This window comes from Rossellomorea sp. YZS02, from assembly GCF_033963925.1.
In the GTDB taxonomy this organism is placed as follows: Bacteria; Bacillota; Bacilli; order Bacillales; family Bacillaceae_B; genus Rossellomorea.
Genome location: NZ_JAXBLY010000013.1, coordinates 51084 through 76598, shown reverse-complemented (window position 1 = coordinate 76598; position 25515 = coordinate 51084). Strand labels below are relative to the sequence as shown.

General features: G+C 46.4%; 25 protein-coding genes and 1 pseudogene. 15 read left to right on the top strand and 11 right to left on the bottom strand.

Annotated features, from left to right (window positions below):
• Nucleotides 1–140 precede the first annotated feature (140 nt).
• From SLH55_RS13865 to SLH55_RS13855, 3 genes are read left to right on the top strand one after another with little or no spacing between them, the layout of a single operon-like run.
• Complete coding sequence (locus SLH55_RS13865; RefSeq protein ID WP_320323710.1) at nt 141–566, top strand: DMT family transporter; 426 nt, start codon at nt 141–143, stop codon at nt 564–566.
• 15 nt (nt 567–581) lie between these two features.
• Nucleotides 582–1277 (top strand): Crp/Fnr family transcriptional regulator, encoded by a 696-nt coding sequence (locus tag SLH55_RS13860; RefSeq protein ID WP_320323709.1) that lies wholly within the window; start codon nt 582–584, stop codon nt 1275–1277.
• 12 nt (nt 1278–1289) lie between these two features.
• Complete coding sequence (locus tag SLH55_RS13855) at nt 1290–1766, top strand: DMT family transporter (RefSeq protein ID WP_219167512.1); 477 nt, start codon at nt 1290–1292, stop codon at nt 1764–1766.
• Nucleotides 1767–2097: 331 nt separating this feature from the next.
• Here SLH55_RS13855 and SLH55_RS13850 read toward each other — a convergent pair whose 3' ends face one another.
• The 3 genes from SLH55_RS13850 to SLH55_RS13840 all read right to left on the bottom strand — a co-directional run bounded on the left by SLH55_RS13850 (nt 2098) and on the right by SLH55_RS13840 (nt 5777).
• The gene (locus tag SLH55_RS13850; protein WP_320323708.1) at nt 2098–2874 is read right to left on the bottom strand and encodes a phosphatidylserine decarboxylase; all 777 of its coding nucleotides are present in this window, start codon (nt 2872–2874) and stop codon (nt 2098–2100) included.
• Nucleotides 2875–3194: 320 nt separating this feature from the next.
• Nucleotides 3195–5411 carry a catalase/peroxidase HPI gene (gene katG, locus SLH55_RS13845; protein ID WP_320323707.1) on the bottom strand — a complete coding sequence of 739 codons (2217 nt, stop codon included), beginning with the start codon at nt 5409–5411 and terminating at the stop codon, nt 3195–3197.
• 150 nt (nt 5412–5561) lie between these two features.
• Nucleotides 5562–5777 (bottom strand): hypothetical protein, encoded by a 216-nt coding sequence (locus tag SLH55_RS13840; protein ID WP_257475021.1) that lies wholly within the window; start codon nt 5775–5777, stop codon nt 5562–5564.
• 140 nt (nt 5778–5917) lie between these two features.
• Here SLH55_RS13840 and SLH55_RS13835 point away from each other — a divergent pair, with 140 nt between their 5' ends.
• The 7 genes from SLH55_RS13835 (at nt 5918) to SLH55_RS13805 (ending at nt 13384) form a co-directional block, all read left to right on the top strand.
• Nucleotides 5918–7540 (top strand): spore germination protein, encoded by a 1623-nt coding sequence (locus SLH55_RS13835; protein WP_320323706.1) that lies wholly within the window; start codon nt 5918–5920, stop codon nt 7538–7540.
• Nucleotides 7530–8753, top strand: a complete 1224-nt coding sequence (locus SLH55_RS13830) for a Ger(x)C family spore germination protein (RefSeq protein ID WP_320323705.1) — start codon at nt 7530–7532, stop codon at nt 8751–8753. The genes SLH55_RS13835 and SLH55_RS13830 overlap by 11 nt, the downstream gene beginning before the upstream one ends.
• Nucleotides 8754–8774: 21 nt before the next feature.
• Nucleotides 8775–9878 (top strand): GerAB/ArcD/ProY family transporter, encoded by a 1104-nt coding sequence (locus tag SLH55_RS13825; protein WP_320323704.1) that lies wholly within the window; start codon nt 8775–8777, stop codon nt 9876–9878.
• 178 nt (nt 9879–10056) lie between these two features.
• Nucleotides 10057–10947 (top strand): DMT family transporter, encoded by an 891-nt coding sequence (locus tag SLH55_RS13820; protein WP_320323703.1) that lies wholly within the window; start codon nt 10057–10059, stop codon nt 10945–10947.
• A gap of 232 nt (nt 10948–11179) precedes the next feature.
• Nucleotides 11180–11887, top strand: a complete 708-nt coding sequence (locus SLH55_RS13815) for a DNA alkylation repair protein (protein ID WP_320323702.1) — start codon at nt 11180–11182, stop codon at nt 11885–11887.
• Between the two features lie 100 nt (nt 11888–11987).
• Entirely contained in the window at nt 11988–12365 is a 378-nt protein-coding gene (locus tag SLH55_RS13810) for a YciI family protein (protein ID WP_320323701.1), read from the top strand.
• Nucleotides 12359–13384 (top strand): aminoglycoside phosphotransferase family protein, encoded by a 1026-nt coding sequence (locus tag SLH55_RS13805; protein ID WP_320323700.1) that lies wholly within the window; start codon nt 12359–12361, stop codon nt 13382–13384. Before SLH55_RS13810 ends, SLH55_RS13805 begins: the two co-directional genes overlap by 7 nt.
• 21 nt (nt 13385–13405) lie before the next feature.
• Here SLH55_RS13805 and SLH55_RS13800 read toward each other — a convergent pair whose 3' ends face one another.
• Nucleotides 13406–13603 carry a hypothetical protein gene (locus SLH55_RS13800; protein WP_320323699.1) on the bottom strand — a complete coding sequence of 66 codons (198 nt, stop codon included), beginning with the start codon at nt 13601–13603 and terminating at the stop codon, nt 13406–13408.
• A 239-nt stretch (nt 13604–13842) separates the two neighbouring features.
• Between SLH55_RS13800 and SLH55_RS13795 the strand changes: the two genes are divergently transcribed.
• Nucleotides 13843–14934, top strand: a complete 1092-nt coding sequence (locus tag SLH55_RS13795; RefSeq protein WP_320323698.1) for a hypothetical protein — start codon at nt 13843–13845, stop codon at nt 14932–14934.
• 104 nt (nt 14935–15038) lie between these two features.
• Here the strand turns inward: SLH55_RS13795 and SLH55_RS13790 are convergent, their stop codons facing one another.
• From SLH55_RS13790 to SLH55_RS13770, 5 genes and pseudogenes are all read right to left on the bottom strand, one after another.
• Nucleotides 15039–16121, bottom strand: coding sequence for a Ger(x)C family spore germination protein (locus SLH55_RS13790; protein WP_320323697.1), 1083 nt, complete (start codon nt 16119–16121; stop codon nt 15039–15041).
• Nucleotides 16114–17199: a GerAB/ArcD/ProY family transporter gene (locus SLH55_RS13785; RefSeq protein WP_320323696.1), complete on the bottom strand. Its 1086-nt coding sequence runs from the start codon at nt 17197–17199 to the stop codon at nt 16114–16116. Before SLH55_RS13785 ends, SLH55_RS13790 begins: the two co-directional genes overlap by 8 nt.
• Nucleotides 17200–17218: 19 nt before the next feature.
• The gene (locus tag SLH55_RS13780; protein ID WP_320323695.1) at nt 17219–17404 is read right to left on the bottom strand and encodes a hypothetical protein; all 186 of its coding nucleotides are present in this window, start codon (nt 17402–17404) and stop codon (nt 17219–17221) included.
• A 112-nt stretch (nt 17405–17516) separates the two neighbouring features.
• Nucleotides 17517–18683, bottom strand: a pseudogene (locus SLH55_RS13775) (spore germination protein); the annotation flags it as partial.
• 188 nt (nt 18684–18871) lie between these two features.
• Nucleotides 18872–19726, bottom strand: a complete 855-nt coding sequence (locus SLH55_RS13770; RefSeq protein WP_320323694.1) for a zinc-dependent metalloprotease — start codon at nt 19724–19726, stop codon at nt 18872–18874.
• A gap of 345 nt (nt 19727–20071) precedes the next feature.
• Between SLH55_RS13770 and SLH55_RS13765 the strand changes: the two genes are divergently transcribed.
• Complete coding sequence (locus SLH55_RS13765) at nt 20072–20518, top strand: Gmad2 immunoglobulin-like domain-containing protein (RefSeq protein WP_320323693.1); 447 nt, start codon at nt 20072–20074, stop codon at nt 20516–20518.
• Nucleotides 20519–20992: 474 nt separating this feature from the next.
• Here SLH55_RS13765 and SLH55_RS13760 read toward each other — a convergent pair whose 3' ends face one another.
• Nucleotides 20993–21826: a YitT family protein gene (locus SLH55_RS13760; RefSeq protein ID WP_219167493.1), complete on the bottom strand. Its 834-nt coding sequence runs from the start codon at nt 21824–21826 to the stop codon at nt 20993–20995.
• A gap of 162 nt (nt 21827–21988) precedes the next feature.
• Between SLH55_RS13760 and SLH55_RS13755 the strand changes: the two genes are divergently transcribed.
• The 3 genes from SLH55_RS13755 to SLH55_RS13745 all read left to right on the top strand — a co-directional run bounded on the left by SLH55_RS13755 (nt 21989) and on the right by SLH55_RS13745 (nt 23637).
• Nucleotides 21989–22474, top strand: coding sequence for an RNA polymerase sigma factor (locus tag SLH55_RS13755; protein WP_320323692.1), 486 nt, complete (start codon nt 21989–21991; stop codon nt 22472–22474).
• Nucleotides 22471–23154: a zf-HC2 domain-containing protein gene (locus tag SLH55_RS13750; RefSeq protein ID WP_320323691.1), complete on the top strand. Its 684-nt coding sequence runs from the start codon at nt 22471–22473 to the stop codon at nt 23152–23154. Before SLH55_RS13755 ends, SLH55_RS13750 begins: the two co-directional genes overlap by 4 nt.
• 63 nt (nt 23155–23217) lie before the next feature.
• Complete coding sequence (locus SLH55_RS13745; RefSeq protein WP_320323690.1) at nt 23218–23637, top strand: RidA family protein; 420 nt, start codon at nt 23218–23220, stop codon at nt 23635–23637.
• Between the two features lie 260 nt (nt 23638–23897).
• Here SLH55_RS13745 and SLH55_RS13740 read toward each other — a convergent pair whose 3' ends face one another.
• Nucleotides 23898–25511 carry a glycoside hydrolase family 43 protein gene (locus SLH55_RS13740; protein WP_320323689.1) on the bottom strand — a complete coding sequence of 538 codons (1614 nt, stop codon included), beginning with the start codon at nt 25509–25511 and terminating at the stop codon, nt 23898–23900.
• Between the last annotated feature and the right edge of the window lie 4 nt (nt 25512–25515).

The following is a 25515-nucleotide window of genomic DNA, read 5'->3' as shown; positions in this document are numbered from 1 at the left end:
ACGCTGAAAAATGATTTCTACGCCAACAAATCCACATGAAAACGCATACCCTATCTCCCATTCGTGCACCCTTAGGACATATGTCCTTTCACAAATCCCCGACCTCCTATTTAATAGAACAAAGAATAGGAGGATGAACGATGAAAGGTGCTTTATTTGCTCTGTTTGGGGGTCTTTGCATTACGATGCAGGGGATTTTCAATGCACGGATGAGTGACGCGATCGGCGGGTGGCATACGACTTCGATGGTCCACCTGGTGGCATTTATCATTTCAATGACGATATACTCGAAAGTAAGAGATGGAAAAGGGAAGAGCTTCAGGCAGGTGCCGTTCCTGTACTTGATCGGAGGCACATTCGGGGTAATCGTGGTATTTTCAGAACTGACAGCGATTCACAGCATCGGGCCGGCAGCTGCGATCGCGATCCTTCTTGTGGCGCAAATCGGAACGGCATTCCTCATTGAATCACGTGGCTGGTTCGGGGAAAAGAAGATTCCGGTGACGAAGAGGCAGGCAGTCGGACTCACGATGATGCTGGCAGGAGTGATCCTGTTTCAATTGTAAAAAAGGAGTATGAAGATGAAAGAAATCCAAGATGCTCAACCAGACCGTTATATTAATCAATTCGAGCTGGCCGATTTATTTCCGGCCGACTTTAGAAAAAATATTAAAATGTATTCGTTTGAAAAAGGAGATGTCCTTTTTTCCACAGGGGAAGAGCTCGACGAACTATATTTCCTCCTGGAGGGGAAAATCAAAATCTTCACCCATACACCTGAAGGAAAGCTGTTGATCAACCGGTTCAAGCGGCCCCTTGCCCTGATCGGGGATGTGGAATATTCGAAGGGGACACCGGTCTTGAACTCGGTGGAGGCAGTCACGGATGGGGTGTTCCTATCCTTATCATTCGAGGACTTGGCAAAACTCGAGAAGTGTCACCCAGCGATCATGCGCTTTCTGTTTGATACCGTGGCACACAAATTTTATACGGAAATGCATATCACGAGTATGCACATGCTGTACCCAGTCGAAGTGCGCCTTGCAAGCTACTTGCTGTCGATTTCTGAGGCGGGGGAAGGGACCATGTTCCACCAGGAAATGCATACGTCCAATCTCATGGAGCTCGCCGAATGGATCGGCACGAGCTACCGTCACCTGAACAGGGTGTTGAAGAAAATGGCGACGGATGACCTCATCGAGAGGGTCAACGGCTCCATCACCATCAAGGATCTGGATAAACTCAGCATCCTTGCGAAAGGAAACATCTATGAATAAGGAGGAATCCATATGTTCGGAATCGGATTAGCCATCATCGCAGGAATCCTCATCAGCCTGCAAAACGTATTCAACGCACGTGTCAGTGAAAAAACAGGACCGTGGGCGACGACAAGCCTGGTCCTTGGTCTCGGTCTCGTCTGTTCACTGCCGGTTTTTTATAGTATGGAAGATAAAAGTTTGTTTGATTTCAGCGGTGTCAATCCTGTCTTTCTTTTCAGCGGGGTGTTCGGTGTCGGCATCGTGTTCTTCCTCATGAGGGGCGTCACGCTGATCGGACCTGCTTATGCGATCTCCATTGCGCTTATTTCGCAGATTACGATCGCGTTCATCGTCAACACAGGAGGCTGGTTCGGGTTTGAACCATCTGCGTTGTCCTGGGAGAAGATTCTTGGGATTGCATTGTTGATTGGCGGAGTGCTTGTGTATAAGTTGGAGAAGCGAGTGGAAGTGCAAGAGGAAGACGTACGGGAGAGTATCGGGGCGTAATGCCCCGGTTATATTGGTTGGGAGATCAGGTTAATCACCTAGAGTAGATAAATAGACGGAAAAATTCCGCTTAAGTACTAATGAACATTAAAAAATGGGTGAAATAGACGGAGAGATTCCGTCTATTGACTTAAAAAGAAGTGAGATGACTGGTTTTTTCTTGCGTAAGCGGAAAAATTCCGCTTATTTACCTCCAAAACAAGCTCTACTCTATATATAACCGGAAAACCTCCGCTTATCTAAAAGCCTATTTAATAAAGAAACTCGCCGAATGTACTTCGGCGAGTTTACTTTTTTATAGTCACCCTTAAGAAGAGCAGGGGTCTCTTATTTATGAATGCCACTTACCAATTTCCTCACCCATCTTCACCGGTCCTTTATCCCGCGTGAAGCCGAACTTCCCTTTCGGCACACAAAGGACGACCGTCGAGCCGAATGAGAAGTATCCATAAGGATCTCCCCGATGAACGACGTCAGCTGTGTTTGTCCGGACAATCGAGTTCACATTCAACGCTCCGACCATCACATGGGCAAGCGGCGATCCGGCCACATCGAAGCGGGAGACGAGGCGGTAGTTTCGTGTGAGGGGACGGAGACCGTGCTTCAGTCCAAGTTCGTTCACGGGATCGGCATGTCTCCCGAGTGTGTAGACTTCCTCAACCCGTGCATCGATCGGCACGTGAACCCGGTGGTAATCAGTCGGGCTCAGGTAAAAGATGAGAACCTGTCCGCCTGCGTACGCTGCAGCTTTCTCTTTAGACCCGAGCAGTTCTTCCACCGTATAATCCTGCCCTTTGACCATGAATGTACTCTCCGGGGTCAAATCGTCGACGACGGAGAGATAGGCGTCGCATGGGCTGACGAATGCGTCGGGAGAATCAGCGACCGGTCGTGCATCCGGCTTCAGTTCCCGTGTGAAAACATCATGAAGTGTACCGTACTCCCGGAGTCCGCGGGTCGCTTCTTCCATGTTCAACTTATAGACTTTGGCAAAAGAGGCGATAAAAGGTTTACTTACTTTTGATTGGGCGAACCTCCGCAATCCTTTTGCGATGACTGGATGGCCGTTCAGTTCGAATACTTTTCTGTAAAATTTGGTTCTGATCATGAGTGGTCACGTCCTTTAGGCGATATATAAACCGTCTGTTTGATTTGTTGATAATAATGGAGGCAGATGGATTTGTCAATGAGTTTGTGGAAGGGAAAGGCTGTATAAAGTCTGAAGAGGGCATAGATTGTCTGGTTTAGCTGCAGTCACAAAATAGGTCCGGTTATGAGCTGTTATGAACCGGAGTTCTGATTATTCATCCTCAAATAATATGATTTAGCGTAAATCGACTATTATCAATTGTTAAATCCCACGTGTCGAATCTTCTTTAATCTACATAAAAAAAGCCCCTTCCATCGAGGAAGAGGCCAACTTACAGTCTATCTCAAATCAAACCGATCCGCATCCATCACCTTCACCCACGCGGCAACGAAGTCACGGACGAATTTCTCCTTGTTATCATCCTGCGCATACACTTCAGCCAAGGCACGAAGTACAGAATTCGAACCGAATACAAGATCAAAGCGGGTAGCCGTTCTCACGACTTCACCGGTCGTCCGGTCGTGGCCTTCATATTGATTGAAGCCCGCCGGTTTCCACTCGATGCCCATGTCGAGGAGGTTGACGAAGAAGTCGTTCGTCAATGCACCGACACGGTCCGTGAAGACGCCGTGCTTCGAATCGCCATGGTTTGCGCCTAAGGAACGCATGCCGCCAATCAAAACAGTCATTTCAGGGGCAGTCAGGCCGAGAAGCTGTGATTTATCCACGAGCATTTCTTCCGGGCTGACGGCGTATTCCTGCTTCTGATAATTGCGGAATCCGTCTGAGACCGGCTCCAGTACACCAAAGTTCTCAGCATCTGTCTGTTCGGCCGTTGCATCACCGCGGCCAGGTGAGAATGGAACGGTTACGTCGAAGCCTGCATCACGGGCGGCTTTTTCGACACCTGCGTTTCCACCTAATACGATGAGGTCGGCCAGGCTCACGTTTTTATCCAGCTTGCTTTGAAGGTCTTGGTAGACACCAAGGACTTTTTCAAGTTGAGCCGGTTCATTTACTTCCCAATCTTTCTGAGGGGACAGGCGGATGCGTGCACCGTTCGCCCCACCGCGCATGTCTGAACCTCGGTAGGTGCTTGCGGATGCCCAGGCCGTTTTCACGAGCTCGCTCACCGTTAAGCCGGTCTCGAGGATTTTTTCCTTCAATGAAGCTACTTCACTATCAGACAAGTCATAATCCACCGCCGGTACCGGATCCTGCCAGATCAAGTCTTCCTGCGGCACTTCAGGACCCCAGTATCTTGCTTTTGGTCCCATGTCGCGGTGAAGGAGCTTGAACCAGGCGCGTGAGAACGCGTCGGCAAATTCGTCCGGATTCTCATGGAAGTGACGGGAAATCTTTTCATAATCAGGATCCATGCGGAGCGCCATGTCCGCCGTCGTCATCATCGTTTTCACTTTGATGGATGGATCTTCGGCGTCAGGAGCCATATGTTCTTCCGTCATGCCAACGGGAGCCCATTGGGAGGCACCAGCCGCACTCTTCGTTTTTTCCCATTCATAGCCGAATAGCAGGTCGAAGTATCCGTTGTCCCATTTCGTCGGATTCGTCGTCCAGGCACCATCGACACCGCTTGAAATCGTGTCGCGGCCTTTTCCGCTTCCATATGAACTGATCCAGCCGAATCCCTGGTTTTCAATATCCGCCGCTTCCGGGTCGTCGCCGACAAGTTCAGCGTCACCGGCTCCGTGGGCTTTCCCGAATGTGTGACCGCCTGCGACCAGTGCAACGGTTTCATAGTCATTCATCCCCATGCGTCCGAATGTGTCACGGATATCCCGGGCACTTCCCAGTGGATCGGGTTCGCCGTTCGGTCCTTCAGGATTTACATAGATGAGCCCCATTTGGACGGCAGCGAGTGGATTCTCAAGTTCACGATCGCCTGAGTATCGGTTGTCGGCAAGCCATTCCTTCTCATTTCCCCAATACACGTCTTCTTCAGGATGCCAGATGTCTTCGCGACCGGCACCGAATCCGAACGTCTTCAAGCCCATGGATTCAAGGGCGACGTTCCCTGTCAGCACAAGCAGGTCAGCCCATGAAATCATGTTACCGTATTTTTGCTTGATCGGCCATAACAGGCGGCGGGCTTTATCAAGGTTGACGTTGTCCGGCCAACTGTTAAGTGGCGCAAAGCGCTGTGCACCTGACGAGCCGCCTCCGCGTCCGTCGGTTTCACGGTATGTACCTGCCGCGTGCCATGACATGCGGATGAAGAAGGGACCGTAATGACCGTAGTCGGCCGGCCACCAATCCTGACTGTCTGTCATCAGGTTGTGAAGATCCTGCTTCAGGGCATCGTAATCAAGCTTTGCGAATTCTTCCTTATAATTGAAGTCTTCTCCCATCGGGTTTGACTTCCGGTCATGCTGGCGAAGGATGCTGAGGTTAAGCATATTCGGCCACCAGTGTTTGTTCGTGGTTCCCCCAGGGGCTGTCGTCGTCGTGATGGCACTATCCTTGTGATGAGTGAACGGACATTCTCCTGATGCAGCGGAGTGATCCTTTTGATCAGGGCGATTCTCTTTTTCCATTACGATTCACCTTCCTGTTTTGAAAAATAGGGTGAAGCAACTATCACATTAATAGTGTGATAATTATAATAATTCTTAATTATTATTATAGAAGATTAGAATCTGAATGGAAAGCCTGAAGCTTGGAGAATGTTAACAGTTCAGAAATTCTCAATTACTCGCCTTTCTTTTTTTGAAATATTGGATTCCTATGTTCACTATCAAAAGGAGCAGAAGAAAGTAAAGCACGAATAATTCTGCCACTTCCATCACCCGAAACGGACTTATGGCATTATGCCATGCTTCCCTCATCGTGTATCCCTGAAAAAGGTCAAGGCCCAGGGAAAAAGCGATCATTGATCCCAGCATCAATAAAGTAATACCCATGATTTTCACTCTGAATCACACTCCTCCTCTTAGGTTCCTCCCTGTTAGCCAGGTTCATACGGCCACACGTTGTTAAAAATTACATAATTCCCCCTCTTATGGTTAAAGTAATAAAAAATAAGAGAAAGGTGTTGCAATCTATGCCTTCTTTCTTTAAGGATCGTAAATCAAAAAAGAGCCGAAAGAATGATGTTGAAAGTAATTCCTCGGAACCATCTCCAGACCATCTCCACGTTTCGTTACAAGACAATCTAAACTTCATCCGAAATAAAACAGGAAACAGTCCGGACGTCATTATCCGACGACTGAAAATGGGGAAGGATTCCGAAATTGAAACGGCCGTTGTCTATATAGAAGGTATCGTTAATAATCAGTCGATTCAGGAGTTCTTGCTTCAGTCCATGATGAAGGATGAACATAAAGAAGAACTAAATGAGAGCGATGCGTTGGAACTGATTACGGAAGATATGATGACAGTGGGGAATGTGTCTTCCATTGATACTTGGGAAAGCTTGTTTGCATCGCTAATGGCAGGTGACACCATTGTCCTGATCGGGGGAATAGGGAAGGCTTTGAGTGCCTGTACGAAAGGGGGCGAAACCCGCTCCATTTCAGAATCAACGACTCAAGTCGTGGTGCGCGGTCCAAAGGGAGGCTTTATTGAATCAATTGATACGAACACCGCCATGGTCCGCCGTATCATTAAGACACCTGATTTGTGGATGGAATCTTTTAAGGTGGGACGCGTCACGAAAACAGATGTGACGCTTATGTACATACACGGGATCGCCAATGATCAGGTGGTGGAAGAGGTCCGCCGGCGAATCAACAAAATCGATATCGACAGCATTTTGGAATCAGGCTATGTCGAACAACTGATTGAAGATCAGACGATGACGCCATTTCCAACGATCTTTAACACGGAACGACCGGATGTGGTGGCGGGAAATCTGTTTGAAGGACGGATTGCCATCTTTGTGGATGGAACGCCGTTTGTCCTGATAGCCCCTGCGTTGTTCATTCAGTTCTTTCAGTCAGCAGAGGACTACTACGCGCGCTTTGACATTGCGACATCAATCCGCCTGCTGAGGATCTTGATGTTTACGATTTCCCTGATAGCCCCTGCGACCTTTGTTGCGGTCACCACCTTCCATCAGGAAATGGTACCGACGATGCTTATCGTCGCCATTGCTGCCCAAAGGGAATCCGTTCCGTTCCCTGCATTCGTGGAAGCCCTCCTGATGGAAATCACATTTGAAATCCTGAGGGAAGCAGGGATCCGCTTGCCGAAAGCCATTGGATCCGCCGTCTCGATTGTCGGCGCCCTCGTTATTGGACAGGCTGCGGTTCAAGCAAGCATCGTGTCGCCTGCGATGGTTATTGTCGTATCAATGACCGCCATTGCAAGCTTTGCGACCCCGTCTTTTGATATGGCGATTTCTGCCCGCTTGATCCGGTTTCTTTTCATGATCGGGGCAGCGACTTTCGGATTCTACGGAATCATCTTAATCTTCCTGTTCATGGTGGTTCATTTATGCGGTCTACGTTCCTTTGGTGTTCCTTATATGGCGCCATTTGCCCCGTTTATTCCGGTGAACAATAAAGATACGTTTGTACGTTTACCATGGTGGAGCTTAAGACAGAGGCCGCGACTGATCAGCGCCAACACGATCCGGGAGGGGGCTGGGCAGGGCCCTTCGACGCCTTCCTCCCGTGGAATGATAAACAGGGACGCAGAAAAAGGTGACCGCAATGGTTCGTAAAAAGACGCTGTGTTTCCTGATCATAATCATTCCCTTTTTCCTGAATGGCTGTTGGAGCAAGAAGGAGTTAACCGATCTTGCCATCGTGGCCGCCATGGGGGTGGATAAAACCGAGGAGGGTAAATATTCGATGACCCTGCAGATCATTAATCCCGGTAACGTGGCAGGAGGCATGCGCGGAGGCGGAGTCGGATCACAAAGCCCGCCTGTTACCATCTATAAGGCAACCGGGGATAACCTGGTTGAAGCAAGCAGGCGCGCTTCAAGTAAAATTTCTCGCAGACTCTATTATGCCCATGCCAATCTGGTCGTCGTCGGGGAAGGGCTTGCAAGGGAAGAAGGCGTTGCGACCATCATCGATGCCATCGACCGGGATCATGAATTCCGGATTACGACGACCATGGTCATCGCAAATCACTCTACGGCGGAAGATTTGTTGCGGGCATTGACCCCAGTGGATAAAATCCCGGCAAACAAAGTGTTGAAGACATTGGAATTTTCAGAGCAGAAATGGGGGCAGACGTTGAAGACGTCGATCCAAGATGTGATGAAAGGCTTGCAATCATCCGATGGGGCAACCGTCGTATCAGGATTTCGGCTTATGGGGGACCCGAAGCATGCGAGCCAACTGGATAACATTCAGGAAAGTGAGCCTGAATCGACATTGGAAGCCAGTGGGATCGCCCTTTTGAAAAAAGGGAAATTAGTGGATTGGTCATATGGAAAAACGGCAAGGGGAACCGTCTGGATCCTGGATAAAATAAAGGCTACAGACATTAACATTGATTGGAAAGGAAAGAAGGATGCAGTCGCCTATCAAGCCGACCGGCAAAAAACAAACGTTTCAGGGAAAATGAAGGACGGTAAACCACATATCACCATCCATACAAGTGTGGAAGGAACGATCGGCGGAATCGATGTGGCGGAAGATATCACAAATGAAAAGGTCATTTCTGAGATGGAGAAAAAGGTGCAGAAAGAAATTAAGAGTGAAATAGAGAAAGCGGTTCAACAGGCTAAAACCAATCAAGCCGATTTCTTTGGGTTTGACGGAGTGATCCGGCGTTCAAGACCGGATGATTGGGAAAAACTAAAAGCGATGTGGAACGAGGTCTATTTCCCGGAATTACAGGTGGACGTTACGGTGGAAGCTTATATCCGCCGTGCCGGCCTCAGAAATAAATCTTTTCTGTCAAGTTTGGAAGGAGAATAAGACGAAGGAGGGACGTGTAACGTGGAAAAAGCCAAAATCAGTGCCATTCAGCTCTTTGTCTTGATGGTCCTGTTTGAACTCGGTAGTGCACTACTCGTCCCTCTTGCCATCGATGCAAAGCAGGACGCATGGCTGGCCATCCTGATCGGGATGCTGGTCAGCTTCGTGCTTTTACTCGTGTACCATAAGCTTTATATGTATTATCCCGATCTGCTGCCGACGGAGTACATGCAGAAGATTCTCGGGAAGGGGGCAGGGACGATCCTTGCATTCCTGTATCTGTTCTTCTTTATGTATGATGCTTCAAGGGTTCTGCGGGATTTTGGCGAAATGCTCTTAACGTTTGCGTATCCGGAAACGCCGTTATTCATCGCCAATGCGCTGTTGATGCTGGTCATCATCTACACGGTCCGAAAGGGAATCGAAGTCATTGCCCGTTCAGGGGAACTGCTCTTTATGCTCATGTTCCTGCTTTCGGTCGTCGGATTCATCCTGATTGTCGTGTCCGGGCTGATTGACTTTAAGAACTTGCAGCCGGTACTTGAAGAAGGGCTTGCACCGGTCCTCAAAGTGGTGTTTACTCAAACCTTGTATTTTCCTTTCACAGAAGTCATCGTCCTTACTATGGTACTGCCGTATTTGAATAATCCAAAGAAGGCGAAAATGACCATGTTCTGTGCAACAGGGTTAAGCGGAATCAATCTGATTCTCACGATGCTCATCAATATCAGTGTCCTGGGTGTGGATCTTACAGCCCGCTCACAATTTCCGCTTCTCAGTACGGTCCAGTCGATCCAGGTGGCTGATTTTCTGGAGCGCCTGGATGTCTTTTTCATGCTTGGTCTGATAATCGGTATCTTCTTTAAGATCAGCATCTTATTCTATGCGGCGGTTATCGGCACTTCAAGCTTGTTTAAAGTGCAATCTCCATCCCGCCTCGCCTATCCATTGGGGCTGATTGTTCTGTTTATGTCGATGGCGATTGCAAGGAATTTTCAGGAACATATTCATGAAGGATTGAAGGTGGTCATGTACGTGCTGCATCTTCCGCTACTTGTTGGGATCCCGATTGTGCTGCTGATGATTGCATTTGTGAAAAATAGAAAAAATCATAAGAGCAGTTAAGATGTTATTTTCAGATCATATCTTGACCTGGAAATGTGTGTTTCTTATACTAAAAGATAGTTCATACTAAAACCTTAACGGAAGTGGATTTTTGTAGAGTGAACGCTCTATTTTCGCCACACAATCGATTGAATGATCGATTGTGTGGCTTTTTATTTGAAAAGAAGGAGGCTGGAAAATGAAAGCTTGGCATTATGCGTTCCTTGTCTTTTTGGGTGGATGCTGTTATGGGATATTATCGACTTTTGTGAAATTGGCTTATTCAGCCGGTTTTTCAGTAACAGAGGTAACGGGTGGACAGTTTTTATTTGGCACTATCCTTATATGGCTTCTGGTCTTGTTCACTAGGAAGAAACGTATTTCTCTCAATCAAGCTTTTAAATTGACAGTATCTGGAGTTCCTCTTGGATTGACAGGAGTATTGTATTATCAAGCGTTAGAAACACTGAACGCTTCTCTTGCCATTATTTTCTTATTTCAATTTGTTTGGATCGGTACGTTGATGGAGTGGTTTCTATATAAGAAGAAACCAACTAAAGAAAAAATAGTCTCGATCATCATTCTCCTGATTGGCTCACTATTAGCGTCTGGTGCCCTCTTACAAGGGAATGTGTCATTCACGGTGGAAGGAGCAGTGTGGGGAGGGCTGGCCGCTATTTCTTTCGCGACGTTTCTGTCCCTCAGCAGCTCTGTTGGGAAAGAGATTCCACCCGTCTTAAAAAGTGCCATCCTCTCGACGGGTGGCTTACTGGTCGTATTTATTCTATTTCCGCCTGTGTTCCTATTGGATATTCCTACTTTAACGGGTGTGATGCGGTATGGTGTCATACTTGGGGTGTTTGGTGTAGCGCTACCACCACTTCTATTCTCAATCGGAATGCCCAAAGTGGGACCAGGACTTGGCACAATCTTAACGGCATCCGAACTTCCGGTGGCTGTACTGATGTCCTTTCTCGTGCTTCATGAAGAGGTCCGTGCACTGCAATGGATTGGCGTCGGAATCATACTTTGTGGGATTGTCATCGGGAATAGTAAGATGAAACATAGAGTTCAGGCTTCAGGCGAATAACTGAAAAGGTCCGTCCCTCGATACGGTTTGAGGGACGGACCTTTTAATCATAAAAGAGTCTCTTATGGAAGCTCTTTTTTTATCATGAAAAGGAAAAGGCCTTTTGAGGTAGAATAGGTATATTAAGACAGTAAACATTATATGAACTAAATAGAGAAGACAATATGAAATACGAAGATATGCTCCGATCAATGCTGTTTTATTGTAATTTTAAGATAAGGAAGTGAATAGGATGGATCTGGAAACCGTCATGAGTGAGCTCGAAGCCCTCGGCAAGGAACGAAGTAAGAAAATGTACATATCGAATGGCGCACATGAGCCGGTGTTCGGTGTCGCAACAGGTGCCATGAAGCCCATCGCGAAGAAAATCAAGAAGGATCAGGCACTTGCGGAGGAATTATACGCAACAGGGAATTACGATGCCATGTACTTTGCCGGCATCATCGCCGATCCGAAAGAGATGACCGAGGCGGACTTTGAACGCTGGATCGAAGCAGCCTACTTCTATATGCTGTCGGACTACGTGGTGGCTGTCACGCTATCAGAATCTGATATCGCTCAAGAAGTGGCCGATAAATGGATCGAGAGCGGGGAAGAACTGAAGATGTCAGCGGGGTGGAGCTGCTACTGCTGGCTGCTGGGGAACCGGAAGGACGAAGCGTTTTCCGAAACGAAACTTGCCGGAATGCTTCAGAAAGTGAAAGACACCATTCATGACGCACCAGAGCGGACGAAATCTTCGATGAATAACTTCGTCACGACCGTAGGCGTTTCCTATGTGCCCCTTCATGAACAAGCGCTCCAGACGGCGAAGGAAATCGGTCCGGTTGAAATGGTACGGGAAGGGAAGAAGAACAGTGTCCTGAAGGCGGCCGAAGATATTGAGAAGCAGATGGAGAAGGGACGGATCGGGTTTAAGAGGAAGTATGTGAGGTGTTAGGAGAGGGACGGACCTGCTTGTTCGGTAAAGCAGGTCCGTTTTTTTTATAAAGGGCAATGGTACTGAATGTAGAATGGTATAAAGAAAAGGAGGCTATCTCATGAAATTCTTATGCGTCGGCTACTACAATGCGGAGAAAATGGATAGAAAACCAAAGGAAGAGATCGATGCGATCATGGCCAAATGCGGACCCCATCTTGACGCCTTTTTCAAGTCAGGTCAAGTGATGGTAGACGCGGGCGTCGAAAAGGGTGTGAAACAGTTGCGGAGAAGCGGCGGGCAGGTGGTGGTGGAGGACACCCATGAAAGGGCAGAAAAGATCGGCAGTGTGTTCATCATCGAGGCAGAGGAACTGGAAGATGCGATACGGGTAGCGTCCCTGCATCCATCGGTTCAAGTGGACGAGGGGGAGGGGTTTGGGTGGAGACTTGAGGTTCATCCCGTTCATTCGTATAAGGGGGAAATGGATGAATGTTAAAGCAACCTGAACTTGAGGATGAGAAAATCATCGATGGACTAAAGAAACATTATGATCTGGATATAGAAGTGGTGAACTTCCTGCCCATCGGACACGATCCCCAGGCAGCCGTCTATCGGGTGGAAGGGGAAAATGGAGACGTCTTTTTCCTTAAATTGATTAGAGGATTCTTCAACGAATCAGGAGTCAGGATCACTCATCATCTCGCCTCTGAAGGAATAGATGAGGTCATCCCGCCCATCCCCACAACAACACATGAAGTGGTCGCTCAGCATGAAGGGTTTCACTGGATCCTTTCCTCTTTTGTTGAAGGGGAAACAGGTTTCGAGACGGGCTTGTCGACTGAACAGTCCAACCGTTTTGGTCACATCCTGAAATCGATTCACTCTGTTCAGGTTCCTCCCGACCTTCAAGAACAACTTCACCAAGAGGACTTTTCGGGTCCGTGGTGCAGAAAGGTAAGGGAACTGGATCGGGAAATGGATATTGATGTTCCACGTGACAGAGTGGCCAAGAAGCTTATCGATTTCTGGAAAAGAAAACGCAGTGACATCCTGATACTTGTGGAACGGACGGAGGAACTTGGACAGAGGCTGAAGGGGACGGATTCAAGGGGATTTGTGCTGTGTCACGGGGATATTCATCCGGGTAATGTGATGATCGATGAGAATGCAAGACTCTATGTTGTCGACTGGGACGATCCGGTCATGGCACCGGTCGAAAGGGATTTGATGTTCCCCGGAGTCGGACTGGGCCTGTGCTTCAAGGATGAGCGTCCTGAACACATTGACCTCTTCTACAAGGGATATGGAGAAATTGAATTGGACCCGGTCCTTCTCGCGTATTACCGAAATGAGAGGGTCGTAGCGGATATTGCGTCCTATGGAATACAACTATTGGATGAAAAAGAAAACCTTAAAGACCGTGAAAATGGATTGCGGTTATTGATGGGGCAGTTTGAAGCAGGGTATGAGGTGGATGTTGCGGGGAAGACGTTTGAAGTGTTGGATCGAGTTTGATAGAAGAGTCATAGAAGCGGTCTATGACTCTTGTTTTTTGTAGAAAAAACAGGTGATTCCAACCAGGAAAACCAAAAAAATTAAAGCGTAGAGGTACCATCCCATAAAGTTGAAAGAGCCATCTGACATATACCGAGCTGCTTCTTCAATCGCCTTCACCACGGCAAAGGTGAGAATGGCGAGACAGGATAGTACTAGGCCGGTTCGTTTAAGTTCCATATTTTTTTCTCCTTTTAGACGTGTAATTTCCTACGGGCGATCTCATCTCCTATGTATCATTCTATTCTTTACCATTATATTACATCAGTGGAACAAGAGGAATATTATGGGTGAAAAACCGTGCATTGAACATGGTATATCAATAAAAGGAGGAATGCGACATAGGTTTTCGTTTATTTTTCATGACTCGTCCATACCTCTCCCAATCACCCGAATAGAATGGTGTAGAGGTGAAAATGATGAAAAAATTTAATGCTGGTGATTTAATACCAAAGCTTAGAAGAGGGGGAGCAATCAATCCGAATTCTGTTCCCCTTCCTCCGCAAGGCTGTGATTTCTATCCTTTTACTTGTGAAGGTCCTCCGGGGCCGCCGGGACCACAGGGACCACAGGGGGTTCCAGGTGTTGCAGGACCTAAGGGAGAACAGGGACCCCAAGGTGAACAAGGGCCGGGAGTCTTTGAATGGGGCGAACTGGTGATTTGGGCAGATTCAAATGCAACCGGTCCGGGGGATGGAACCCCATCGGATCCGTACACGTCGCTCCAGGCAGCCATTGATGCCGGAACGAATAGTGCAGAGGCCGTTGAATCCGGGATGAGGGCGAGGATCATGGTTCTCATCGCTGCAAACTCTGCCTTTAACGAAGATGTGGTCATCCCGCCTGCTCGCCATGTTCAAATGTTGGGAGTCGGACCATGGGAGCTCGGCGATTCGAGTCAAGCCGATTTTGCTTCATCCGTTGCAAGAAGCATCACCATTCAGACCAGTCGAACGGCCGAACAGGCGTACACGTCGCAAGGACCGGAATTTGTGGCCAGTCCCGTGACCGTAGTGGGGACCATCAACAACGGGACTTCGGTCAGCACCAGTTCCAATTACACAGACGGAGCGATGATCAGTGGGGATATCGCCTTTCAAAATGTGGACGAAGTCGATCCGGTTACCGCCGTTGATTTTCAACTGTTAAATGCAAGAGTAGTAGGAGAAATCCGTCAGGCAGGCCACATGGGAGATGTGAACGCTTATCTTTACGGTACCCGGATCAACCGCATGGTTCATGATGGATTAAGGATTCAGCGGATGGTCGACTCCCGCGCAGACGGTGAAATAGCTGTTGCCGCCTATAATCATATTAACGCCACCTGGTTCCGGGGCAACGTCACGATTCCTGAGGTGGGAAGCGATTTACCGCCAATCGGGATATACAATAGTGATTTCGATAGCATCGAATGGACAGGGCCATTAAGAGTAGATGGAGCTTCGAACTACTATTTTGTAACCAATGAAAATGCATTAACAGGGACGAAGACGGTGATGTTTGAACCTTAATCGTTTAAACGATTGTGTGGGCCATCGTCGTATAAGCATGTCAAGAGAAGCAATCCACCATAAAGTGAAGATTGCTTCTCTTTTTTCAAATATTTTATATGCCTTTAGTCGACGGTCCCTGTTTGTTGGATATTGATTTTTGCCTTAACGGAAACCGGTACGGTTGGATAATACGCTTCCCACTGTTTTTTATTAAATTTGCGATATTGTTCCTTATATTTTGCACCTAACCCTAATGGATCCACATTATGTTCCTTAAATTGTGTGATGATTTTGTTGGATTTTTCTTCTATTTGTTTCTCGATCTTCCCTTTGTATTTCTTTTTATCAAAAGCCTGCCTTTTTCCCTTTGAAGGAGCATATTCCAATAGTCTGGTTTTCATTTTCAGATTAATAGTAAACTCCGGTTTTCCCTGGACGATGTTGACGGTATATGTTGGCTTTGATTCCAGCGTTTCGAGAACCACTTTGTCCCCATTTTCAAACGTATACCCTTGGATCCCATCGTTTTTATCTTTATCCACCAATGTTTTGAAACTATATACATCTTCCATCGGTATGGATGTAATAAATTTATCATAGCGAAAAAAGGCCATTCCCGTGATTTTGATGTTGCCATTTACATTGTTCATTATTGGTAGATAAGGATCCTGTCCGATTTGATGCAATTGAAATAAAAACGTCTGTAAATTGGTATGCGGGAGCTGCCCTGATTCCATGTTATGATCCAATAATTCTTGAAGATAAATGGAGATATTCTCATTCTGCAGTTTATTTGAATTTAATAAGTCATTCGCACTCCCGTCCACAATGGCTACTTGAACAATACTTCCGATGGAGGGGTCACGATTCAGCGTATCTACAAAATCATTGATCCCCTTTTCCGCGAGAGTTCTCCCGTAAAGAGCAAATCGTAGCTGACCACTGACTAAGCTCAATCGTGTTTCATTATTTAAGTTAGTCCGAATTTCTTTACTGGTTTGTCCTATGGAAGAGCGAACTTCAGAATGTGACATGTCTTTTCTAATAATAGGAAATACAATCGTTCCCAATACCTCTCCATCGTCAGCCGAGTCATAGCTGACGCCCTGCAGCATACCAATCTCATTGACAATCTTAGTTGGGAGCATGGAGCAGCCTGATAAAAGTAAAATGAACATTATCGAAAGGGCAGTACGTTTAACCACGTTGATTCCCCCTTTTAAACAAGGTGAAATAAATCAAAAGCAGAGGGATATAAATATAAAAGATATAGAGATTCATCTGCGTTACAGATGTATTAATCATCTCCTTGACCGTTTCATTTGAAAATTGGCAAATCACTACACTAACCAAGCTTGTGATCAGCAGGGCATACTTCTGTTTCATATTGAAAATCTTCTTGAACCCCCTGCTTGAGCTCCATAACAGGAGCGCAATCAGAGCCGTCACAATGATTAAATACATGGAGATATACAAATATTCAAATCTCTCCAAATAAGAGAATTTAATGATCTTGGTAATCGAAAGCTCCGGCCAAATCGTTGTCTTTAACTGTTCTTCACTGTAATAGGTTAAAGAAACGATGCAGGAAAGGGTGTAGAGCAGTGTGGTAAAAAGGACACCGAGATGAGCAAACTTTTTGGATTTATCAGGGTTTCTGATGAACGGGTAGAACATTAATAACGTCTCAGTACCAGCAATGGTGTACATTGAATTTTTAACGGCGTCCAGCATATCCATGAGCGAGTGATTCATGACAGGCAAGAGGTTTGAAAAGTGAGCCACTTTCAATGGGTAGTAATACAGGATGATGATCAGGATTTGTGGATAGATAAATGAATGAAAAGACACGCCGGCAACGACTCGGAATCCTCCTGAAATGCAATAATAAACCAAAACCATGATCAGTGTGGAAATGAGCCACGTAGGCAATACAGGAAACATCCATACTTGAATGATCTCGATGAATGCCAGCAGGACCGATATGCTGGCTAAAGCATAGTAAATCATAATGAAGAGACTTAAACATTTCCCAGTGATCTTCCCAAAGGCGGCAGTATGTACGTCAATGATATCCCCATCCACTTTTTTTAACAGTGTATACATCACCCAAATGAAAACCTGGACCAGGCAACCTGCCACCAGGACACTAATCCAAGCATCATGTCCAGCTTTCATTGTGATCGTTCGTTGAAAACTTAGAATGCCTACACCGACCTGGGAACTATATATGATAAAAAAGACTAAATATGGAGACACTTGGTGCCTGATATTTACATTCAAACGTCATCACCCTATAACATTATTCATAAAAATCATTCAACGGCTCTGGAGCCTTCTTACTATCCACCAATTTCTTCTTCTTTTGTGGTCTTACACTTTGGGGATTCTCTTTCTGCATAGAAAAAGGTAGTCTGATCCACAAATCTTGAAGTGCGGTTTTTCGTAAAGGGTATAAGCTTAAATATGGGCGGCCAAGTGACGTCAACCTGATTAAATGGATGATGGCAAAAATCAAGCATACAAAAAATACCCAATAAACCCATCCACGCCGCAAAGAAAATGACTGGAAATTTGATGAAGCGGATGGTGTTACTAAATTTATATACTGGTGATGTGTATGAAGCCAATGTGCCAAGCCCTACGAAAATCAGCAAGACATTACTGGTAAGCCCAGCTTCCACAACAGCTTGCCCTATGACAATCCCCCCTACAACACCAAGTGATTGCCCGATCTTCAGGGGTAAACGAATCCCTGCTTCCTTCACCATTTCAATCATGATTTCTAAAAACAGGGCCTCCAGAAACGGTGGGAAAGGGACAGTCGCTCTTGACCCTACCAGGGGCTCCAATAAACGGGCGGGTATTAATTCGTAATGAAAGGTCATGATGGCCACATACATCGGTGTAATGAAAAAAGAGATGAAAATGGCCGAAAACCTCAGCAATCGAAAGAAATTGGCGATGATCCAGGAATAACTATAATCTTCGAGTGCGACAAAGGATTCCATGTACGTGATTGGTAGAATCACCAGGTTTGGTGATCCGTCAACCACTATGATGATTTTCCCTTCCGTAAGCCCAGCTGCTACCCGGTCCGGTCTTTCCGTTGAGATGGACTGGGGAAACAATGAATGTGAATTATCCTCAATCATCGCGGAGATATAGGCACTGTCCTGGATATGATCATATTGAATATCTGTGATCCTCTGGACGACGGTGTTGACATTTTCCTTATCGGCGATCCCATTCACATACAAGACAGCCACTTTGGTACTCGATAATTTCCCGACCTCCATTTCCTTGACGGTCAGGTCTGAAATGGGCAATCTTTTGCGAATCAGATTGATATTTGTATCAATTTCTTCTATAAATCCAGCCTTCGGACCTAATGCAGAGTCTTCCAGTATGGGGATTCCAATATCACGAAATTTATTGTTGGCGATATTCACTAACAAACATTCATCATCATGGGAGTGAACTTGAATCGCCATATATCCGTTCATAAGGTTCTCGATGATCTCATCCCGATCACTCGTAAGAATAGTTTCTTGAATGGGGATGATGCTCTTTAACTCTCTTAACGAACTCTGTTTCTGAATGTAGGGAAGAACATCTTTATGTAAGGTATCTGAAGAAACAAGTGTACGATAATAGGAAATCCAAAAAGGTTCTCCATCAGTCAAGGAAGTGTGATAATGGATAAAGTCATTTGAGTCAGAAAGAACTTCAACCCAGTCTTGATGGTTGCTATCGCCACTCTTCATCTTCATGGCCCCCTTTCACCGATTCTGTTTATTGTGTGTGGAATTGGCGAATTTATGCAGGGGTATGGTCATATGAGAAGGGTGCTGATACTTGACGGTCGTGGATACGGGAAGTATACGGTAATGAATAAAAAAACTCCCCACAGAGTCTGTGAGGAGGACAAATTCAATCAGTTCCCGAACCACGTTTAATGTGCTTGAATTTGGTTGTCGTGCTCTTGATCCCAGTAGTCTACTTGATAGGAATAATCATAGTTCATGATGCATTTGATGCCGCTTCCCTGGGCGTCGTGACCGGCTCCATAGTTGTGGGAGAATTCATGCTGGGCTGCGTGCCATGTGTTTTCGGCTCCCTGGTCAAGGTTGACGCTGATGGCACTTCCGTTAGGTGCTGAAGGGTACACGTATGCAATGCCGCCAGAGTTGAAGTTCACATCACGTGTGAAGCCTGCAACAAAGTCATAGCCATTGCCGTTCCAGTCACGGTCAAGGTCCTGCAGGATTTCAGAAGCATTGTTTCCGTTCGAATCCCACTCTGCAAAGGCTTTGATTTCAAAGTCGATACCGTGATCACGGGTGAAGCCGTCGTCCGCTTTCTCTATGATATTGGTCGTAAGGGTCTGCCAATCCGGATGTGCGGCGCGATACTCTTCATCGACTGCAACGAGTACTGTAACGGTGCGGTCTGTTGCTGCAGGTGGCTCAGTCGTTCCGCCGCCGGATCCGCCTCCTCCTAACCAGTCAAACAGACCGAATAACTCTTCAGATGATGGATTTTTCTCTTTTGACTTTTTAATCGACCTTTCTTTGATTTTCTTTCCTTTTTCATCAAGGATGTCTGCTACCGTGCTGTTCTCAACTTGAGAAGGAGTATCGAACGTCTGCTTCCCCTTCGTTTTCGATTTAGGCAATGCATGTCCGATTTCAACCGTGTTTCCTTGTGAATCGATGATTGTTGCCTCAGTCGTCGATGCACTGGATGCACCAGGCAGAAATACCATGGATAAAGCAAGAGATAATGTAAGTAGTCCGGTTTTCTTCATGGGTTGATCCTCCTGATATGTAGTAGCCTCGGCCGGGCATCTATTAATCTATCATAAAAAATACCCAGTATCCTGAGGGTTTTTGTAAAGATTCTCACGATAATCCGAGCAGAAAGTCTCATTTTTTGTTAAAAAGGTGTAAATGGATGGATTGAAAATGGGAGAAGCATGGAGATGGTCATACGAGTGTATGCAGGCAATAATGGATTTCGCCCGACGAAAATGAACTACCGACAAGAGAATAATATATTCAGGAACCGAATATTAGTTTATTATATTCGCTATAAACTAGCCCTTTAAAAGGATGTTTACCCATCCCATTATGGTGAAAAGGGGTGCAGATTGATGAAGAAACTGGCTTTTATCATCATTTTTTTTATGATTGGCGGCTTTGTTGCTTATACTCAACAATCAAAAGAAGAAACCGGAAAACCGAATGTCACTGAAACAAAACAAGAAAATTCACCAACGGAAAGTGAGTCTGAGACAGAGGTTCCAGGGGATATGGTTTATGAGAATGAGGCATTTAAAGATGTGGCGGTCACTCAGTCTGAGGATGAAGTAATGGTCACTGGGAAGGCACGAGTGTTTGAAGGGGTATTTCAATATGCTCTTTATGCTGGAGAAAACGAAATGGAAACAAGCAACTACCAAACAGATGGAGCCCCTGCCTGGGGTGAATTCACGATTACGTTTAAAAATGAATCAGTCACAAGGGTTGAATTGTTTTACTACTCAGCAAAAGATGGATCGAAAATGGGTTCGCTGGAAATTCCGATTTCAATGGAGTAGGTAAGGTCAGAATGAAGAAGTGTTGGATGACCTATCGATTGACTACTGTACTAGAGGGGGCGCACTTGTAGGTCGGGTGAATAGACGGAAAAATTCCGGTTAATTCGTCATCATAGATTAAGAGAGGCTGAAATAGACGGAAAGATTCCGCCTATTTACTCAAAAGAACAAAAAAGGGGTGATTTTTCTGGCCATAACCGGAAAAATTCCCCTTATTTACCCCGAAACAAGCTCCATTCTGAATGTAATCGGAATATCTCCGCTTATTTTCCTTTTGCAGGTTTTTTTTCATAGGCAATCATCTTGTTTAAACGATTGTGATGGACCATTTCATAAGTATCATAAAGAAACTCGCCAATATGGCGAGCTCTCTTTTTTTAGTTGATTCGAGACATGTACTTTGACGTAACGATACAGACCCTTTCCATCCAGATCCAGCGAGGGTGCCAAGGGACCTGTCCCCGTGGTACAAGCTTACGTCTTTGGAAACGTAAATCCTTCCCCGAACACATCTCGCACATCATGTACAACAACGAATGCCTTCTCATCGATCTGCTGGATCATTTTCTTCAGTAAGAAGAGCTCCTGCTTATTGATGACGACATATAGAATATCTTTGGACGCCTTTGAATAGTGGCCTCTTGCGTTGATGACGGTGACGCCACGGTCCATTTCGGCGCTCACTTTCTCCGCGATGGCATCGGTATCCTGAGAAATGATCGTAACCGCTTTACGTGTATCGAATCCATCAATCAGATAATCTAAGATCTTCGTGCTGATATAGATGGAGATACCGGTGTACATTGTATTCTCGACTCCGATGACGAACGAGGAACCGAGCACAACGAGGATATCGAACACGAACATGGTCGTACTGACAGCCCAGCCGAATTGTTGATTGAGCATGCGGGCAATGATCGTTGACCCACCCGTCGTCCCGCCTGAACGCAGCACAAGGCCAAGGCCGATCCCGATGAACACACCGGCAAACACCGTGCCGAGCATAATGTCGACGGAATTTCCCATCCCTTCCGTCAATTGGATGAAGAGGGAGGTAAAGAAGATGGCTAGCATGGTGTACCATGTCACCCGTTTATTTAAGACCTTATACCCGATCGCGAGGAGGATCCCGTTCATGACGAAGTTGGTGATACCCGGCGACCAGTCCAATACATAATAGAGGGTCATGGAAATCCCGGTCACGCCGCCTTCCCCAAGCTCATTCGGGATGGCAAACAAATTGACCCCGAGGGCAAAGAATAAGGAGCCAATAATAATCAATGTTATTTCTTTTACAGTTGTATTCATATCATCACTCCGTTCTCGTTGAATACTAGGATACTATAGCACATGGGGAGCCGGGGGGACAGGTCCGTTGGTTCTTTTTTGAGAGAAGGGACCTGACTCGGTGGTACTTTTTTGTAACAATATGACTTCACCATAGTCTTACATAGGAAGGGAGGCAGGCGGGTGACAGAGTTTGAAAGGATTTATGAGCAATACTTCCGTGAAGTGTACGCGTTTGTACTCTCCCTGAGCCGGGATGAGAAGCTGGCGGAAGAAATCACTCAGGAGACGTTTTTTAAAGCATTGAAAGGGATGGACGGATTCAAGGGGCAGTGCAAGATGAGCGTGTGGCTCTGCCAAATCGCCAAGAATACCTACTTCACCCATCATTCCAGAGAGAAGAGACATGCGACGGAAGAGTTGCAGGATCTCCCTGGTGACATCGTCATCGAAAAGCTGATGGAACAGAAAGAAGAAGCCTTCCGCGTGCACAAAGCCCTGCATACCTTAGCCGACCCTTACAAGGAAGTGTTCACCCTGCGGATTTTCGGGGAGCTCTCCTTCAGGGAGATCAGTGAGCTGTTCGGAAAGACGGAGAGCTGGGGGCGTGTCACGTATTACCGGGCCAAGCAAAAATTACAGGACGTATTGAAGGAGGACGGAAGATGAGGGACGTACCGTGTGAAATCATCGAAGATCTGATGCCGCTGGTCGTGGACGACGTATGCAGTGAGGAGAGCCGGGAGATGGTAGAAGAGCATCTTGCCCACTGCAAACAGTGCCAACTGAAATGGGAGCGGATGAAAGCGGATCTTCCCATTCCGGAAAAAAAGAATGTAGATGCTACTGCGGATGACCGCGTGATCAAAGGAATGGCCTCCACGTGGAAAAAGGGAAAAAAGAAATCGTTTCTGAAAGGCGTCTTCCTCTCATCCCTGTCCATAGCGGTCCTGGTTCTCGCATATGCCGGCTTATTTGAATGGCAGATCACAAGCGTACCGGTAGACAATGCGGAAATCAGTGATGTCGGTAAAACGGAAGACGGGAAGATTATGTATCACCTGAACATAGATGATGGGTACAGCGTCAATACATTGAAGTACAGCATGGACGATAACGGGAATTTCTACATTACGGCGAAGCGCCCGGTTGTGAAGGAGAAAGCAAAGCACCTATCCACTCTCGAAAGGGGATATGATTTCATCGATGTCCCTGACCAGGAAAGCATGCGAGGCCAGAAGATCAAGGCCATCTATTTCGGAACACAGAAGGACCGAAAGCTGATCTGGAAAAAAGGAATGGACCTGCCGGATGCGAGTGAAGAGGCAAAAGAAAGTTTTGGATTTTAATAGAAGGAATGGTGTCTGCCAGAATAGAACTTCTAAGGGATGTCAAAATCCGGAGGAAATCAGATGACCCAAAACATTAGCTTTATTCGTTCCAACCAATTAGCTGAGGTCGATTACGCCTACGCATCACGAGTCCCTTCAGACATGGATCTCCTGTTTTTGGCGGGGGCCTGTCCGCTTAATGAAGAGGGGAAAGTCCCTTATGTCAATGACTACGAACGGCAGGCAAAGCTGTGTGTAGAGAATATGAAGGCAGTGCTGAAGGAGAGCGGCGCCTCCCTGAAGGACGTCGTATACACACGGGTCCTTGTGGCATCCCACAATCAGGCGGACTTAGTGACGGCTTGGGAGTCGATCAGGGAAGAGTTCGGCGATCATGATGTGCCGAGTACATTGTCGGGAGTGACGGTGCTTGGGTATACGGATCAATTGGTGGAAATTGAAGCGATCGCGGCGGTGGAGAAACGTACACATGAAACCTAATCTAGTATTGAAATCGATTAGGGGATAGGACCGTATACTATTCTAAACGGAACAGTTCCACAGATATTAATCTTCATTCTTGTCCATATTTTGAAAATCATATGCACAGGAGATAATACTGAGGGAGCGATGAATAAACTCTTTTTCCAAAATAAGAGGCTGTTGTAGCCAAAGAAAAATCCGAACGATCATTCGATATTCTGTGAGGAAAATCGAATTCGTTCGGATTTTTCGTGCTTATAAAACAAAAAAAGTGGTTTTTATTGATTTTCTTCCTTATAGACAAAATAATCGAAATCAGCATACAGCTTCTGTCCGGAAGTATCCTGACACTGCATTCCCACGAAAGCTCCGGTGAAGAATCCACCACCCTGGATGTAATCGTCTGATAGTTTGTGAGAATCCAATGTAACAGGGATTTTTGTCCAGTTCTCTTCGTCGAAGGAATAGGAATATTCATAGATGGTAGTGCTTACATTTACACGTAAGTAGACATATTCTACCTCTTCCGGGATGACAATTGGCTTATCTTTCAGCGGCTGAGTGAATGTGAAGTTGTCACAGACGGTCAGGTCGAGTATCCGGCCGTGTTCTTCATGCCAGCTGATTTGCAGGGCAGACCAGTTTTGCGTATTGTAGTAGTTTACGAGTCCGGCTGCCTGCTGGAAAGTGTCCGGGTTAAAGGCAACCTTGGTTTCGGCAGTGAAGTTGAAATGCTGCCAGCGCCTTGCGATATGGGCCTGTGTGAATTTAGAAGATAACGATTCTCTGCCATATAGACGGAGGTGGCCGGGGTTATCCTTTAATGAAACGATGTCCTCACCCAATGGGATACGCAGGGATTGGAAGTGAAGATTCAGAGAGTCGCTGTTAAAGTCATCCTTCTCCTCAACATCTCTCTCCCATGAAACTTCTTCAATAGCAGGGCCTTGGATTTCTACGGACGGCTGGTTGCCTCCTGTGACATAAGGCCAATCATTCTTCCACTCGAGACGCTGGATGGCGGTTTCCCGGCCGAGTGGACAAAAGCCCCGTGGGTCAAGCATTGGTTTATTTTCCTGAGGCAGCGGGCGTCCTGTTAAATGGACGAGGAACCATTCGTCCGTATGGGTGTGAACGATGGAAGCGTGCCCGGCTTTTTGCAACGGGTTTCTTGGATACGGGAACGACGTGATCAATGGGTTGTCAGGATGCACTTCATATGGTCCCCATAGATCTTTCGAGCGGGCGATGGTGGCCTGATGGTCGTATTTCGTTCCGCCTTCCGCTGTGAGAAGGTAGTAATAGCCGTTTATTTTGTACAGATGAGGGGCTTCTGTCAGCTTGATATCCGTCCCTTTAAAGATAATTTCCTTTTTGCCGATCAGCTTTCGTTCACTTACACTGTATTCTTGCATGACGATTCCGTAGAAGTTGTGATGGCCAACACGGTGATCCCATAGCATATTGACAAGATACTTCCTTCCATCTTCATCATGGAATAATGACGGATCAAATCCTGAGCTGTTTAAATGGATCGGTTCAGACCACTCTCCATCAATGGTGTCACATGTCACGAGGTAATTATGGCTGTCCTTCCATTGTCCTTCGACGACTTTTACATCGGTGTAGATCAGCCAGAACCTCCCATCGTGATATGAGAGGGCAGGTGCCCAGATTCCACCTGAATCGGGGTTGCCCATCATATTCAATTGACTGAGGCGGTTCAGGGGGCGAGAGACGAGTCGCCAATTTTTTAAGTCCTTTGAATGGTAGATGCCGACTCCCGGGAACCATTCGAAGGTAGAAACGGCAATGTAATAATCCTCTCCTGCACGGCAAATACTCGGGTCAGGATTGAAGCCTGGTAAAATAGGGTTTTGAATCGTTGTCATTGTT